The sequence below is a fragment of the Parvibacter caecicola genome (genome assembly GCF_003725335.1).
In the GTDB taxonomy this organism is placed as follows: Bacteria; Actinomycetota; Coriobacteriia; order Coriobacteriales; family Eggerthellaceae; genus Parvibacter; species Parvibacter caecicola.
In genome coordinates this window covers 160,480-176,539 of record NZ_QIBY01000002.1, presented here as the reverse complement: position 1 = coordinate 176,539, position 16,060 = coordinate 160,480, and the positions used below count along the sequence as shown (strand labels likewise).

The window sequence follows — 16,060 nt, the reverse complement described above, 5'->3', positions numbered from 1 at the left end:
CCCCCTAACTCCCTGTGAGCTCAAAGGAAAGGATGACTGTTGCTGGATTTTCGTCTCCAGGTGCTGGAAGAGGTGGATTCTTCCAACAGCGTGGTGAAGCGGGCGCTCGAAGACGGGCAGCCGGAGGGGCTGGCCATTCAGGCGCGACGCCAAACTGGCGGTTATGGACGGCAGGGGCGCGGCTGGGCCAGCCCGGAGGGCGGCATGTACCTCTCGCTGCTGCTGCGGCCGCAGGTGCCGCCTGTTCAGCTGCCCACTCTCAGCCTGGTGACGGGGCTGGCGGTGCGGGAAGCGCTGCGTAGTTTGGTGGTGGCCAAGGAGGCCCGGCGCATCGTGGTGAAGTGGCCCAACGATGTGGTGTACGACGGCGGCGCTTCGGAGCCGCCCGCCTTCGATGCGACTGGCGCGGCCGACGCGGATGGCGGTGCCCTTGCCGTCGAAGAGCGTTTCGACAAAGCGGCGTTGCGCAAGATGTGCGGCATTTCGCTGGAATCCCACGGCGGCGGCATCTGCATTGGCATCGGGGTGAACGTGCTGTCCCCGGCCTTCCCGTCGCCCGTCTCCGGCAACCGTCCCCTGTACCTGGCCGAGTTGGGCTTTGGCCACACCTGCCAGCAACAGCAGGCAGTGGACGAGGTGGCCCATGCGGTGCTGCGGCAGTTCGCCTGTCATTATACCCAGTGGCTGGCGGAAGGGTTCGCCCCCTTCGTCGCGGCATTTTCCCAGGAAAACCCTCTGATGGGCAAGCGGGTGGAAATGGTGGACGTACAAGGCCGCCCGCTGGCTTGCGGAACAGTACAAAGCGTAGATGCCGCCGGCAATCTGTTGTTGCTCACCGCCGACGGCTCCCGCGCGATGGGTTTCGGCGAAGCTCATATTCTCTAAGGCGCTGAACGGGCGGGCGGTTCAGGCCCTCTGCCCTGGGGGTGCCCGTTTGCTCCGGCTTTATCTGGCGGTGCAGGTGTCTGCATGGTGTCCGTTTGCGAATAATCTCCCCACTGTGGAAAAAAGACAGGCCAGCGTGCAGGTGCGGGGCACTACTATGGAGAGGTTTCACTCCAGAAGAGGTTTAAATATGAGTACGCAACAGCCCCATACCCTTGTGCCCTCGGACGGCCTTGAGCCGGCCGAGGGCACGGCGGCGCCCGCAAACGGCGAAGCACCTTCCGGCTCTAGCCGGCCCGCGGCCACTGGCCCCCGTGGAGGCAACGAAAAGGTGATCCGCATGGGCACCGCTTCCATCCCGCGGCTGATTACCGAATTCGCCATTCCGTCGGTGGTGGGCATGGTAGTGAACGGCTCTTACAACATCATCGACTCCATGTTCCTGGGCCACGCCATGGGGGAGATTGGCCTTTCGGCGGTGACGGTGGCCAACCCCATCATGATCGTGTTCATGGCCCTCTCTATGCTGGTGGGCAACGGCGGCAACGCGCTGGCGGCCCTGCGGCTGGGGGAGGGCAAACGGCAACAGGCGGAAGTGGCCCTGGGCAATGTGGTGACGCTGTGCCTGGTGCTGTGGGTGCTGGTGGCCGCCATGGCCGCGTGTCCGCCGGTGCTCGACGGACTGCTCACCCTTTCCAGCGCCACCGACGACGTGCGCCCGTATGCGGCGTCGTTCATCCGCATTTTGTGCTTCGGCTTCGTGTTGCAGTGCCTCAGCATGGGGGTGAACAACTTCATCCGCACCTCCGGCGCTCCCAACATGGCGCTGGGTACCATGGTCATCGGCCTCATTGGAGCCACTGCCTTCAACTACCTGTTCGTGCTGGTGCTGGACTGGGGCGTGGTGGGCAGCGCTGTTGCCACCCTGTGCGGCCAGGCTATGTCCTGCGCGGCGGTGCTAGGCTATTTCATCTTCGGGAAAAGCGTGCCCATGCGCATCCGCGGCCGTTACCTGCGGCCAAACTTCAGGGTTATCGGCACCATTTTAGCCTACGGTTTCCCCAGCTTCGCCGTGCAGGCGGGGCTTGCGGTGGTGAACTTCGTGCTGAATTACCAGCTGGTGCGCTACGGCGCCCTCAGCCCCATCGGCGCCGAGGATGCGCTGGCCTCCATCGGTGTGGTGAATCGCGTGGGCATGTTCACCGTCATGCCCATCATTGGCGTTGCTGTTTCGCTGCAGCCGCTTTTGGGCTTCAATTACGGCGCCCGCCTCATCGGCCGCGTGCGGAAAATCTATGGGCTGGGGGTGGCCGGCGCCACGGTGATTGCCTGTGCGGAGTGGCTGTTCATCCAGCTGTTCCCCGCCGTCATCGCCGGCGCCTTCGGCATCAGCGAGCAGCTGGTAGAGTTCACCGCCTTCGCGCTGCGCATCCAGTTCCTGATGCTCTTCGTCGTGGGCTTCCAAATTGTGTCGGCCAACTACTTCCAGGCCACGGGGCAGCCGGCGAAGTCCATCTTCCTCACCCTTACGCGCCAGATCATCTTTTTGGTGCCGCTGCTGTTTTTCATGCCCCACCTCATGCCGGGCCTTTCCGGCAGCACGCTGGACGGGCTGGACGCGCTCTACTTCGCCACGCCAGTGTCGGATTTCCTGTCCGCCTTCGTAACGGCCATTTTCGTGCTGTTCGAGCTGCGCCGCCTGAAGCGCATGCAGCAGGTAATGGGGAAGGGGCCAACTGGCGCATAGTGCACTGTTGGCTTACCATGGTGGCAATCAACGAACCGTATTCCTGAAGGAGGACTGCCATGGCGCAGCTGGATATTGCGAACGTTCCCCAATGGTATTTGCAGCGGGCGGTGGACGATATGGTGCCGGGCCTGAGCATCTTTGTGCGCGACACTACGTTGGAGTCGCAGCAGCTGGCCGCCTATCAGGTGGGGCAGGTGCTGCGGGTGGACGAGCCGCTGTGTGCCACCAAGCGAGTGCTGGGCCCCAGTGGCAACGTGCGCTTCGCCATCATGTCGAACCACATGGAGGATCTGGGCGCGGAGGCGGCCCAACAGTTCGAAGCCCAGCCGCAAGACCAGGCCCCGTCGCTGCGGGATCTGGTGTCTGCCGGCGCCGAGCTGCCGGGGCAAGAGGAGGAACCGGGCGCCATGCGCTGGGGGCTCATGCAGGCGGCCGCTGGCAGCCACTTCAAGATGATCGACGTGTTTCCCTTCGAGGGAGTTACCCAGATAACGCTGCTGCACCTGCCCGACGACGAGCGCTGGCGCCTGTTCACGGCGGAGGTGCCGGCGGTGGAGCACCCGCTGGTGGACACCGCCCGCGAGCGCTTCCAGGACAAAATTGCCGCGCCGGTGATTGTGGAGCTGCAGGATGCGGAATACCAGCAGCTGACCGCCGGCGCCATTGGGTGCGTGGTGGACGGCGGCGCCGAGAGCGGGGAAGAGCTGCGCAGCCGCGCGGTGCGAATGCACGAGCTGCCCTTCCGCGCCATAGCGGGGAAGCTGTTCCTGCTGCAGGGGGCCATGGACATGGTGCGCGCGTCGGCGCCGGAAGGCACCGAACTGGGCGCGGCGGATTACCCGGATGCGTTGGCCTATGGCATCATCGACGAAGACGAGGGGCTGTGCCTGTTCGTGCTATCGTCGGCCCGCCTTGCCGAGGGGGGCTATCAGCTGGCCAACGATTTGGAGGGCACGGCGCTGATGCTGCCCTACACGGCTCTGGAGGTCACGCTGGGCACCGAGGTAGTGGACGGCAGCGTGGGGCAGTTCGGCGAAACCATCACGCGGCTGGAGCAAATGGCCTCCCCGGCCGATCCGTACCTTTATGAGCTGCGGAAACTGGATTTCTTCGACGGCCTGCGCCACCCGCAGCACCCGGACTGGGTGCGGGCCCTGGTGGCCAGCAACACCGTGGAACGGCCGGCGAGCGCCTGGCTGCGCATCGACGGCATGGGCGGGCAAGACGTGGCCGCCACGCTGCTCACCGAGGTGCCGGCCGATTTGGGAGTGGCGAAGGGGCAGCAAGTGCCGCTGCAGTTCCACGAAACCGAAGACGGCCTGTTGGCCGTTGCCGTGGTGGGGTAGAGGCGCTGTAGCCGAGAGGGTGCCCCCGTCCGCCCGCGAAAGCGGGGCCCAGGGGCGCCCGTGCTCAAACAGTCCTGGGCTCGCACGAAAGCGCCACTGGCGCTTTCGGCTCATGCGGAACTGCGCGCGGGACCCCTAGGCCCTGCTTTCGCTACTTGCATGTGCCTGAAATCGTAGGGCAGAGATTCTATCTCTGCCTAAGCGGCGCCCCTAGGCCCCGATTCCGCGGACGGTATTGCGCCCGCGTCTCCGCTCCCACTGCTCTCTCCCAAAAAAACAGGGGGCACAGGTCTCCCTGCACCCCCTGGTCACTTCCGCGAATGGTTCGCACGCGCTATTCTTCGCCGTTCCAGCAGTAGGTGCACACGGTTTCCGGATCGATGCCGATGGCCTCCAGCATGCCCTGCAGGCTCTGGTAGCGCAGCGAGTCGAAGCCCATGTCCTCGCAGATGGTTTTCAGCAGGCACTGGCCCCGTTCGGTGGCGCTGTCGGCGTATTCGTTCAGATGCGCCAGCCCCTCTTCGCCTTCCAGCTGATCCACCACGCGGCGGCCAATTAGCTCCATGTCGGACTTGCTGGAGCTGAAGGACAGATACTTGCAGGAGTACATGATGGGCGGGCAGGCGCTGCGCATGTGCACTTCCTTGGCACCCGACTCGTACAAGAAGTCCACCGTTTCCCGCAGCTGGGTGCCGCGCACGATGGAATCGTCCACGAACAGCAGCCGCTTGTCTTGGATGAGCTCCGGCACAGGCACCTGCTTCATCTTCGCCACCCGGTTGCGCACGTCCTGGTTGCTGGGCATGAAGCTGCGGGGCCAGGTGGGGGTGTACTTGATGAAGGGACGGCCGAAGGGCATACCGCTTTCGGTGGCGTAGCCGATGGCGTGGGGCACGCCGGAGTCCGGCACGCCGGCCACGTAATCCACCTCGGGCATGTAGCCCTGCTCGCGATCGTCGCGGGCCATGATGGCGCCGTTGCGGTAGCGCATCACTTCCACGTTCTCGCCCTCGTAGTTGGAGTTGGGGTAGCCGTAGTACACCCACATGAAGGCGCAAATTTTCATCTTGTCGCCGGCGGGGGAGGTGGTGGTGATGGTGCTGGGGGTGATGCGCACGATTTCGGCGGGCCCCAGCTCGTAGGCGTCCTCATAACCAAGCTTGTGGTAGGCGAACGACTCGAACGCCACGCAGTGGCCGTCGCCGTCTTTGCCCACTAGCACCGGCAGACGGCCCATTTTGTCGCGGGCCACAACGAGGGTGCCGTCTTCGGTCATGATCATGAGGGTGCAGCTGCCGTCGATAAGCTCTTGGGCATGGCGGATGCCCTCCTCGAAGGTATCCTTCTGGTTGATCAGTGCGGCAATCAGCTCGGTGGAGTTCACCTTGCCCGAGCTCATGGCCATGAACTGGCTGTCGTTGCCGGAGAAGTAGCGCTCCACCAGGGCTTCGTCGTTGTTGATGGCCCCTACTGTGGTGATGCCGAAGACGCCCAGGTGCGAGCGCACCAGCAGTGGTTGCGGGTCGGTGTCGGAAATGCAGCCGATGCCGCTGGTGCCGGCGAACTTCGCCAGATCGTCCTCGAAGCGGCTGCGAAACGGCGTGTTCTCGATGGAGTGAATCTGCCGTTGGAAGCCCTTTTCCTCTTCGTGGAAGATGAGCCCCGCCCGGCGCGTGCCCAGGTGGGAGTGGTAGTCAACGCCGAAGAACACGTCCAATACAACGTCGCGCTTGGAAACTGCGCCGAAGAAGCCGCCCATGGTACCTCCGTGAATTTGAAACGGGAGACTGCGCCCTTTTTTGCGCTGCTCCCGTTTTCTCCCTTGGTATTACCGCTTCAGTATAGCGCCCCGTCGCGTCCATCGCGCGCCTCTGCCCTCCGCGGCCATGGTTTTCGGGCGAACGTGGGGCGCGAAAGCCAGGGGATGTGGAACAATAGGCGAAACCGAGAAAGGACGGGCCATGTTCGGAGACAACCTTGATCGCATCGTGGCGGCTATCGAGAGAAACTACGAGGCCGATGAGATTTTCTTTACCAAACCGGGGCGCCAGTTTCCCAACCGCGCCATCATCAAGCAGATGCTGAAGGACATCCGCCGGGTACTGTTTCCCGGCTACTTCGGCGAAGAGATGCTCTCGCCCTACACCACCCCCACCTATTTCATCGGCGACATGCTGATGAACATCGAGCGCGTGCTGCGCCAACAGGTGGTGCTGGCGCTAAAGTACACCGATGAGCAGGGGCGCTGCACCGCCGACATCGAGATTCAGGCGGCCGACATCTGCACCCGCTTCTTCGACCAGTTGCCCGACATCCAGCGCACGCTACTCACCGATGTGCAGGCGCTTTTCGACGGCGACCCGGCGGCGGAGTCGAAGGAAGAGGTGATTTTCGCCTATCCGGGGCTGTACGCCATTTACGTGTACCGCATCGCGCACGTGCTGCACCAGCTGCAAGTGCCGCTGCTGCCGCGCACCATGACCGAGCTGGCTCATTCCGGCACCGGCATCGACATTGGCGCCGGGGCCGACATTGGGGAGTACTTCTTCATCGACCACGGCACGGGCGTGGTGATTGGCGAAACCACGAAGATCGGCAAGAACGTGAAGCTGTACCAGGGCGTGACGCTGGGGGCCCTTTCCACTCGCGGCGGCCAGCGGCTGTCCGGCGTGAAGCGGCACCCCACCATCGAGGACAACGTGACCATCTACTCCAACGCCAGCGTGCTGGGGGGAGAGACGGTCATCGGCGAAGGCTCGGTGATCGCCGGTTCCGCCTTTGTCACCGCTTCGGTACCGCCCCATTCCCGCGTGTCGGTGAAATCGCAGGAAGTGTCCCTGCGCCAACCGGGCGAACGGGATTGACGAAACGGCGCAAAGGGCTTGAAAATTGCCAGAACGCCGTTTTTGTGACAGCCTTTGTCAAGAAATCGGCGCTTTGGCAAAATGACAGCTGATTGAGAGACTGTATTTGCTGAAAAACAACTAATCTATGACAAAAAACTGGAGTTTTGGCAAAAACTGGGGCTTTGAGGCCCGAAAAATTGCCAAAACCCCAAAAACGTGACAACGGGCGTCAAAAAAACGGCGTTTTGGCAATTTGTGTACGGCGACCGTTGTTTTTGGTGCGACTTATCAATAGGGAGGGTCTCTGCGTGAACGGTTCCGGTTTCGGTTCGAAGCTTGCGGAAATTGTAGGAAGCGATGGCGTGCTGGCGGACGAACCGTTGGCGGCCCACACTACGTTCAAGATTGGCGGCCCAGCCCAGTGGCTGGTGTTGCCGCGCACCGAGCAGCAGGTAGTAGCTGTGGTGGCGCTGTGCCGCGAGGCCGGTGTGCCGTGGCGCGTGCTGGGGGCCGGCTCCAACGTGTTGGCTCCCGATGAGGGGTTGCCCGGTGTGGTGGTGAAGCTGGCGCAGAATTTCGCCGGTGCTGAGGTGCTGCCCGGGGGCGAGCTGCGCGCCCAGACAGGGGCCACCAACGAGGCAGTGGCGGCTTTTGCCTGCGAGAACGGCCTTTCTGGCTACGAGTTTGCTTGCGGCATTCCGGGCACTATCGGCGGTGCGGCCTACATGAACGCTGGCGCCTATGATGGGCAGTTCTCGGATGTGTGCGTTAGTGTGCGCTGCCTTACCGATGAAGGGGAAATCCTCGAGGTGCCGGTGGGTCAGGCGCAGTTCGGTTATCGTCACAGCCTCATGATGGAGAAGGGCTGGGTGATCTTGGAGGCCACGCTGGGGCTGCGGCCGGGCAGCGCTGCCGAAATCCTAACACGCATGGACGACCTGCGGCGGCGCCGCGAAGAGAAACAGCCACTTGAGATGCCTTCCGCCGGTTCCACATTCAAGCGCCCGGAAGGCCACTTCGCCGGCAAGCTCATCCAAGACGCCGGTTGCCAAGGCCGCCGTGTGGGCGGCGCGCAGGTGTCCGAAAAGCACGCCGGCTTCGTGGTGAACACCGGAGGAGCCACTGCTCAAGACGTGCTTGCTCTCATCGCTGAAGTGCAAATGGAAGTAAAGACCCAGTTCGGGGTAGATCTAGAGCCCGAAGTTCGCCTGTGGGAGTAGCTGACTGACAGTTGCTCTTTCCCGAGCTCTTGCGCGAGGAGGACGCGTGATGAGGGACTGGTAGCTTGTCAGCATTTCGGAGCCGCCATGGCCAATGATCTGTTTCCTTTTATCCGCCTCCTTGATCTACCCTAAAACTAGCCTCCTAAATCTGCTAGATATAATAAATCTTGTCGAATCTTGCGACTAGATTTATATTATCTAAAATGACTATCGAGGAGGTATTATGGCATCCGCTTTTCATTCCGTGGTACAGGAGAAGCTTTCGGAGTTCTATGAGCAGGGCGTCCCGGACGTTTTCTTGCGTGATGTCTCGCTGGGGGAGCCCTTGGTGCCTGCTCGGGCGAATTTGGTCAAGGTGCTGGTTGGGGTTCGTCGTTGTGGCAAAACCTATCGCCTTTACCAGGAAATGCACCGCATCCTCGATGCCGGTAAAAGCCTGCGGTCAATTCTCTATTTCAATTTCGATGATGAGCGGCTAAAGCCCTATGACGCCTCTGTCCTGGATGACGTGGTGGAGACTTACTACGCCATGAACCCTTGGGCAAAAAGCGAAGGAGCTTACTTTTTCTTCGATGAGATTCAGGAAATACCCGACTGGGGTACGTTCATGCGCCGCATGGTCGATACCCAGGTTGCCACAATTTACGTCACCGGATCTTCATCTAAAATGCTTTCTTCCCAGATAGCCAGTGAGTTCCGCGGCCGGGCTCTTTCTCGCGAGATATTTCCTATGAGCTTTTCGGAGTTTGTTCGGTTCCATGGGTATGGTGCCGGGCAGTTGGGGGGATTAGGGGACGAAGGCGGGGCAACCTCCGAGGTTCGGGCAAAGCTTCGCCACGCATTGAGCCGGTATTTGACGGAGGGAGGGTTCATAGCCGCCCAGAATCTGGAACCATCGGATGCCACCCAGCTTTTGCAGGAATATGCCAATCGTACAGTGAACTACGATGTGATGGAGCGCTATAACGTTGGGAATCCCCGGGCAGCCTCTTTGTTTTTAGCAAGATGTCTTGCTTCGTCTGGGCGCGAGCTTTCCCTTACCAAAGCCTACAATGATTTCAAGAGCCGGCGTGTATCGATTGGGCGCGAGGCCCTATCGCGGTTGCTGTCCTACTATGAGGAGTCTTACCTGCTGTTCTCGGTGAAGAGTTACGGCGTTGCGCTGGCAGACAATCCTCGCTCTTCGGCTAAAGTTTACGCCGCCGATCCCTCACTTTTCGGGGCCTTTTCCCCGGCTCCGGCTTCCGACAAGGGCCAGCGCTTGGAAACGGCCGTGTTCAACAAGCTTTTGCGAGAGAAGCCCTCTGTGCGACAAGGTGCCATATCCCGTGCATTCGTGGGAGAGGGCAGCCAGCGCCAGGAAATCGACTTTGTGGTTGGAGATGCGATGGCGTTGGAGCGGGTCAAGCTTGTCCAGGTGTCATGCAGCCTCGCCGACCCTTCAACGCGCAAGCGAGAAATGCGAGCTTTGGAGGCGGCGATGCCGCAATTCGATACTGAAGAGGCATGGATCGTGACTATGGACGAAGGGGAAGAGGTGCAGACGCCAGCAGGCTGTATCCACATCGTCCCCGCATGGGAGTGGCTATAGCGTCGAACCCTCGTCTGCGGGCCAATCATGGTGGACCGTCCCCGGTGGCCCTCCACAAAAGGGCCCGCTTCCGCCCCATATGCCGCCACGCTGGGCTTGTCGGGCTGCCATGTTCCGTCAAGCTAAAAGCTTTTTGACGGTTGCGCTTATGTTGCCGGTTCCCAGAAGCGCGAAGGGGTTGCCTGGGATACGATGCATGAACTGCATACACCAGGTGCGAGGAGGCCGAATGGACGAGCTGCTCTTCCCCGAACCTTTGCGCGAGGGGGTTATTCTTGCGCGGCCGAACCGGTTCATCATGGACGTGGATTTCGGCGGCGGGGAAGTGGTGCGCTGTCACTGCCCGGTGGTGTCGCGCATTGGCGGGCTGGACTTGGCCGGGCGCCCGTGCCTGGTGTCCGATAGCCATAACCCCAAGCGCAAGCTGCCGCTCACGGTGGAGGCCTTCTCGCTGGACCGGCCCGAAGACGCCGCCAAACGCTGGATCGGCATCAACCAAAATGCCTCCAACCGCTACGTGGAGCACTTCCTGCGCATCGGTGCTTTCAACAAGCTGCTGGGGCCCGTGGCCGAGGTGCGCCGCGAGGTGGTGCTGGGCGACTCCAAGCTGGACTTCCTGGTAAACGACGAGGTATACCTGGAGGTGAAGACCCCCATGGTGCAAATCCAGACGGACATCCCTGCCTACGTGCCCCGCTTGCCGGAAGCGCCGTTCTCCTCCACTGAGCGGGCCATGCGCCACCTGCGCGAACTGGCTTCATCGCTTCAAGACCACGAGCGGGCGGTGATTCTCTACTGCCTCTACTACGAGAACTTCGGCTTCCAGTTCTACCATGGCACCACCTACGATGAGGTGCGCTCCACCGTGCGCGCCTGCGAGAAGGCCGGGGTGGAGCTGGTGCAGGCCAACTTCTCCATCGACCAGCACGGCGTGGCGCTGAGGGAGTTCTTCCCGCTGGAGGATTGGTAGCAATATGGCTAAGGCAAATGCAAAGCGGCCGGCAGCTTTGCATTTGCCGGCCGCTTTTGCGGGACGCCCAAATACCCTTAAGCGCTTTGCCAGGTCATTTCCCGCAAGATGTAGCGGAAAGAGGGGTTGTTTCCGGCGTTGGGCAATGCGTGTACGTCCGAATCGCTGAACTGGTTGCACGCATCGCGAATAGTTATGCGTGCTCCGTGGGCCTCATCATAGGAAGCCGCCGAATTGCCAGTAGGCGCGGGTCCCACGAAAGAATCGATGCCGGCTTCCAAGTCCCCGAAGAAGCGTGCTCGGCCGCCGCACTGCGCTACGCATTGGGGCAGTTCCCCTTGGGCTGTTTGCTGCTCGCAGAGAGTGCACTTCTCCACAACGCCTTCCTCTTCGTTCAGGTAGCGCACGCCATAGGGGCAGGCCATGGCGCAGAACTGGCAGCCGATACACTTCTCTTTGTCCACCTGGATGGTGCCGTCTGCGGTTTTGTGAGAGGCCTCGGTGGGGCAGACTTTTACGCATTCGGGATCTTCGCAATGCTGGCACCCTACGGGCAAGAAGTACAAATCAACATCTGGATAATCGCCGCTGCCGCCGGCGGTGGGGTTGGGGCCGATGCGTAGCACCTTGTTCCAGTAGCTTCCAATGGGTACGTTGTTAACCACTTTGCAGGCCACGCTGCACGCGAGGCAGCCCACGCAACGGTTAAGGTCGGTGATGATGGCATATTGGGTCATGGCTCTTAGGCCTCCTTCCGGATTTCGTAATCGGGCAGCCACTCTTTCAAGCGCGGATCGGAGGAGTCGTGTATCATTTCCTGGCCATCGTAGCCAATGGGTATTACATTGCCGTTCGGGCAATTCTCCGGCGTTGCCTTATAGATGTTCACGGGATAGGCGCGAAGGTTGGAGGTGCCCACACAGGGGTCTTGGGCGGTACGATCTACCAGGCAGTTGATGCCCACCAGCTCGAAACCGCGTCCGGCGGCATTGATCTCGGGCAGCCACCACTGATGCTCGCAGTTGATCACGCCGTCTTGGATGCCGTAATAGAGGTCGGCCACTTGGCGAATCTTCCCCGAGGGACTTTCAATCCAGCACCAATCGCCCTGTTCGATGCCGAGGCGCTTGGCCATGTTGGGGTTGATTTCAACGCGGGGACAGGTCCAGTGCTCACGGCACCAAGGCAGCTGACGATGCTCGCTATGGAAATACACGGGAATGCGGCGTCCGGTGGTCATGGTGTAGGGATAGTCGTTGTACAGCTCGGGCTTGCTGCGGATGCTCTGGGGTGGATCGATGAAGGTGGGAAGATTATAACGGCCGTCTTCGTAGGTGCTCTCCATGACCAGCGACCATAGCTCGTGCTTTCCGGAAGGGGTAGGGTAGCCCGGTTTGCCGCTATTGAGGGCACCGGTCTGGTAGCGCCGGTACATGCCCCAGTCCTCTGGATTTTCCTTCTTGCAGTCAATCCAGCCATCTCTTTGGAAGTCTTCGGCGAATTGGGCCCAAGTCTTGCCGGTGCCGCGCAGCACAGAATCGCATACGCCTTCCCAGTCGGGCCACTGCTCGTCTCCTTCGCCGGGGGACCAGGGAATGCCCTGCACCTTGAACAGTCCGATGGTGATGACCGGATCCCAACGGCAGTCGGCAGGGGGCTCAACTGCACGGCAGGTTGCTCCGGCGGCACCAGACGATCCTTGGCTCTTGCGTGGTGAGTTCACTTCGAGCCAGTGCCATACCGGCAGTACGATGTCGGCGGCACCGGCGGTGGGGGTGAGCCAAAGGTCGGCCACCACCCAGAAGTCGAAGCCCTTCAGCGCTTCCCAGTTGTACAGAGAGTTGCCCATCGACATGAAGTCGCCGGACATGCAGAATCCGCCTACGATAGGGTAGGGCTCGCCGGTGTGGGCCGCTTCCATAAGGGTCTCGGCGTCTGACCATTGGGGCGCATAGGTGTCGTACAGGGGGAATTTACCCTTGCCGATTTGCGGCAGGTCAGAGCGGGGGCCAGCTCCAAACACATCGGGCATGCCGCCTACCAACTCTCCGTCGAAGTTGAAGGTGGTGGGGCCGCGCATGCCTGCGGGGGTGTCGTAGTTGCCAGTGATGGCGGTAAGCGCGTCGATGGTGCGGCAGTTCTGCACGCAGTTGCCGGCGTGCTCGACGGCCAGCATGTACTGGATGCCGCCGTTGCCGTAACCGGTGGAAGGGTCCACGCGGGTAGCGTAGGCCTTGGCCGCCGCCTCGATCTTCTCGGGTGCAACGCCGCAGATCTCGGTGGCCTTCTCGGGGGCATATTCGGCGCACACTTCCCGGTAGTATTCCCAGACGGGGCGGACGGTGGAGGTCCGGCCGTCTTTCAGGGTTACTTCAAATTCGCCGAAGATGGCCGGATCGATTTCTGTCGCGAATCCGTCTTCGACCGTGAATCCGGATACTTCCGGAACGAAGCCTTGGGCAACGCCAGGAGGCAGCTGCTGCTGGGCCTCGCGTCCTTCAGTGGTGGGCGTCCATGTTTCGCCTTCCCAGAGGCCCGTCTCGGAATCGAAGTAAGTAAGGCGGTTGCCGATGGAGTCCCATACCATGAAGCGCTGGGGGCTGCCGCCTTCCTGCACATCGCTTTCCTTCAGCAGGCGGGTCTTGATGTCGTAGGAACTGCGACCGGGCAATGTCCAACCAGAGGGTTCGATATCCTGGCAAACCAAGAAGGGCGCATCCATCCATTTTTTGACATAAATGGGATCGTACAAGTCGTTCTCGATGATGACGCTTGCCCAAGACAGCGCCAATACTGCATCGGTTCCGGGGAAGACGTTGTTCCAGATGTCAGCCTCATGCCCTACGTTGGTTTTGCGCGGGTCTACCGAGATGTAGGTGTCGGCGGTGCTGGCGCAGTCGACTACGGTGCGGCAGGAGTCATCGTAGTTGGAAAGCTCGCCCGAGCCGCCCCATTGAACATACACGCGAGGGCGATCCACCGTTGCCATGAAGCTGAAGGCGTTCGAAGAGACCATGCCGGTAGCGTACCAACGCGGTCCCTTGCATACTTGGTTGGGGGTGTACTTGTTGTTGGAGCCGCCCATCGCGGTGCCGAGTGCCCCATAGGGGGCCATGGACCAAATGCGGCTGGTGCCGCCCATGCCGAACATGGACGAGCCATCGTATTTGTTTGCAAGCTCGGTGAACTTCTCGTGCATAATCTGGTAGGCCTCGTCCCAGGTGATGCGCACCCAACCGGGATCGCCCTCGCCCTTCTCGTTGGTGCGCTTCATGGGATGGTAGAGCCTTGAGGGGTGGTAGCAGGCCTGAAGCGATGCCTGAGACTTGGTGCAGCAGTTGCCCTGCGATTGGAAGGCGCTTTCGTCGCCCTCGATTTTCACGGCGCGCCCGTTGGCCACGGTCACCCACACGCCGCACTCCATTTTGCCGCATCCGCGGCAGCAGGTGCGGACGCGCTTTACATCAGCGCCCTGCGGCTCTTCGGTGGCGGCGAGGGCCGTCATGGCCGAAGTGCTGGAAAGCGCAGCGGCAGCTCCGGTGGCGGCAGCGACCTTCATAAATGTTCGCCGCGTAATGGTAATCCCCATTTTCCTCCTCCTGTTCTCTCTTGTGGCTTCGATTAAAACCACTGCGGCTATGGTGCTCCATTGAGTTGGGCGGCGTAATCACCTTGGGCAAGGGCTTTCTGTTCCAGCGATATCCCACGGGCAAGGGTGTTTTGCTAAAGGAGCGTGCGAAGGCATACCCTCCAGAGGGTGATTTTTGCTAACAAGGGTCTCATCTAGAGTTTTGCGTTGTTTCAATTTGAAACACTTGAATAGTTGAGGGGTATACTCACAGAAGGCAGGAGGGGGTGCCCGGGTGAGGAAAAAGGGAAAACTCGACAGGCAAGGTCGGCAGCCAGCCGTCCCGCTACGCAAAATTGCGTTGTCCGATACGCTGCGAACCGTTGGGCTGGGGTCGCTGGCGGCGTGGCAGTTCATGATGTTATTCAGCCTGACGCCCTACTTGTCGCCGAATTTCGGACCCGAGCCCGCCCTGGACGTTTCCTACTGCCTTGTGGCTTTGGCGCAAATATGCACGTTTGCCGTTTCAACTCGGCTTTCTCGTCAGGTTTCATCATTGGCGGGGCATCGCTACGTGGGCGCATTTGCGGCGGTGCTGCTCCCCTTGGGTACCGTTTTGCTGGGAGTGGCGGCTACGCAGCAAGGGGCAGTGGTTCCCCTGTTCGTTGCGGGAGGCATCGTGGCGGGAGGGACATCGGCGCTGCTGTTCCTGCTCTACGGGCTGCTGTTCTGCGCCGCCTCGCTGCGTGCCGTCCTTATGAGTTCTTGCATTTCGTTTTGCTTCGCTGGGGTTTTGTTCGCAGCCTTTTCTCCCCTCTACGGGCTTCGCGCTTTGGTGTGCGTGGCGGTTGTTGCAGCGGTGCCGGGAGTGTGCCTTGTGCTGTCCAAAAAAAGAGTTGCGAGCGCGGCGCACGGCTCCGAAGAGGATGCAGCTGCCATCGCGAAAGTGGCGGACGAGATAGCTAGCCAAAATCTTTATTGGCGGTTTATTGCGGTGATTGCCGTATGGAGCTGTGTGATGGAATTTGTGCGCGGCGTTTATATTCAATCGGGGATGAACGCTGCCGGAAACGAGTTGTTCCTTCGCACGCAGATTGTTGGCGCGCTGCTTGTGGCCGTGGTGACTATAGTCACCATTGTCGGAGTTGCCTTTATTCCGCGGCGATTCAACTTCTCTAAAGCCTATCGGCTCATTTTCTTTATCTCCATATCGGGCATTATTCTTTTGCCGCTTACCCAAACCGCCGAAGCGATGGTTGTGCCATACGCCCTCACCATGAGCGCAAGCTTGCTTGTGGCTATGGTCCTATGGGTGATTTCCATTGTGTTTGCCTCGGCAAGTTCTCGCGATGCCGTAGGGGCTTTGGCCCGCATACGGGCGTTTAGCGCGGTGGGCCTTTTGCTCGGCTTTCTTCTGGCCCGATGCTGCTTCCCTTCGGTTGTGACATCGAACGAGCTGGTTCACGTGGTTGGTCTGGTAGCGGTGTTGACCTTGTCTTTTTGCTATCTCTCCGTTTTCACCGAAGGCGATGTGGAGGAGCTTTCGCGGTTGTTTCCCTCTCGGCGTAAAGATCGATTTCGCCAGCAGTGCCGCACTCTTGCCGAGCGCTATGGCCTATCTAAGCGCGAGCTAGAAATAATGATGCTACTGGCTCGCGGACGAAATGCCGGGTATATCCAGGACACGTTGTTCATCTCCTACAACACGGTGACTACCCACCGCAAGCACATTTATCAGAAGATGGGCATCCATTCGCAGCAAGAACTGCTGGATCTCATCGAAGGGCGCGATTCGGAATAGGCGGTAGTTCGGAGCCCGTTCGCTTGCCCCCGTCATTTTCCTGTTGGGTGGGGTTTGAGGGCCCTTGGTGCGCTTGCAAC

11 protein-coding genes are annotated in these 16,060 nt (G+C 60.7%); 8 read left to right on the top strand and 3 right to left on the bottom strand.

Annotated features, from left to right (window positions below; translation table 11 throughout):
- Nucleotides 1-39: 39 nt before the first annotated feature.
- The 3 genes from DMP11_RS02760 (at nucleotide 40) to DMP11_RS02750 (ending at nucleotide 3,981) form a co-directional block, all read left to right on the top strand.
- On the top strand, nucleotides 40-885 hold the full coding sequence (locus DMP11_RS02760; RefSeq protein ID WP_214647088.1) for a biotin--[acetyl-CoA-carboxylase] ligase: 846 nt from the start codon (nucleotides 40-42) through the stop codon (nucleotides 883-885).
- A gap of 190 nt (nucleotides 886-1,075) precedes the next feature.
- Nucleotides 1,076-2,632 carry an MATE family efflux transporter gene (locus DMP11_RS02755; protein WP_235869372.1) on the top strand — a complete coding sequence of 519 codons (1,557 nt, stop codon included), beginning with the start codon at nucleotides 1,076-1,078 and terminating at the stop codon, nucleotides 2,630-2,632.
- Nucleotides 2,633-2,691: 59 nt separating this feature from the next.
- Nucleotides 2,692-3,981, top strand: a complete 1,290-nt coding sequence (locus DMP11_RS02750) for a hypothetical protein (RefSeq protein WP_123184972.1) — start codon at nucleotides 2,692-2,694, stop codon at nucleotides 3,979-3,981.
- A gap of 334 nt (nucleotides 3,982-4,315) precedes the next feature.
- Here the strand turns inward: DMP11_RS02750 and DMP11_RS02745 are convergent, their stop codons facing one another.
- A complete protein-coding gene (locus tag DMP11_RS02745; RefSeq protein ID WP_123184971.1) occupies nucleotides 4,316-5,740 on the bottom strand; it encodes an amidophosphoribosyltransferase in 1,425 nt (474 codons plus the stop codon).
- Between the two features lie 202 nt (nucleotides 5,741-5,942).
- On the opposite strand from DMP11_RS02745, the gene DMP11_RS02740 reads away from it, so the two are divergent.
- From DMP11_RS02740 to DMP11_RS02725, 4 genes are all read left to right on the top strand, one after another.
- Nucleotides 5,943-6,845, top strand: a complete 903-nt coding sequence (locus DMP11_RS02740; RefSeq protein ID WP_123184970.1) for a serine O-acetyltransferase — start codon at nucleotides 5,943-5,945, stop codon at nucleotides 6,843-6,845.
- Between the two features lie 290 nt (nucleotides 6,846-7,135).
- Nucleotides 7,136-8,047, top strand: a complete 912-nt coding sequence (murB, locus tag DMP11_RS02735; RefSeq protein ID WP_123184969.1) for a UDP-N-acetylmuramate dehydrogenase — start codon at nucleotides 7,136-7,138, stop codon at nucleotides 8,045-8,047.
- A gap of 226 nt (nucleotides 8,048-8,273) precedes the next feature.
- Complete coding sequence (locus DMP11_RS02730) at nucleotides 8,274-9,641, top strand: ATP-binding protein (protein ID WP_123184968.1); 1,368 nt, start codon at nucleotides 8,274-8,276, stop codon at nucleotides 9,639-9,641.
- A 229-nt stretch (nucleotides 9,642-9,870) separates the two neighbouring features.
- The gene (locus DMP11_RS02725; protein ID WP_123184967.1) at nucleotides 9,871-10,611 is read left to right on the top strand and encodes a DNA/RNA nuclease SfsA; all 741 of its coding nucleotides are present in this window, start codon (nucleotides 9,871-9,873) and stop codon (nucleotides 10,609-10,611) included.
- 77 nt (nucleotides 10,612-10,688) lie between these two features.
- On the opposite strand, the gene DMP11_RS02720 is transcribed toward DMP11_RS02725, so the two are convergent.
- Together DMP11_RS02720 and DMP11_RS02715 are read right to left on the bottom strand one after the other, a co-directional pair.
- On the bottom strand, nucleotides 10,689-11,348 hold the full coding sequence (locus DMP11_RS02720) for a 4Fe-4S dicluster domain-containing protein (RefSeq protein ID WP_123184966.1): 660 nt from the start codon (nucleotides 11,346-11,348) through the stop codon (nucleotides 10,689-10,691).
- A 5-nt stretch (nucleotides 11,349-11,353) separates the two neighbouring features.
- Nucleotides 11,354-14,200, bottom strand: coding sequence for a molybdopterin-containing oxidoreductase family protein (locus DMP11_RS02715; RefSeq protein ID WP_123184965.1), 2,847 nt, complete (start codon nucleotides 14,198-14,200; stop codon nucleotides 11,354-11,356).
- Nucleotides 14,201-14,474: 274 nt separating this feature from the next.
- Between DMP11_RS02715 and DMP11_RS02710 the strand changes: the two genes are divergently transcribed.
- The gene (locus DMP11_RS02710; protein ID WP_123184964.1) at nucleotides 14,475-15,980 is read left to right on the top strand and encodes a helix-turn-helix transcriptional regulator; all 1,506 of its coding nucleotides are present in this window, start codon (nucleotides 14,475-14,477) and stop codon (nucleotides 15,978-15,980) included.
- Nucleotides 15,981-16,060 lie beyond the last annotated feature (80 nt).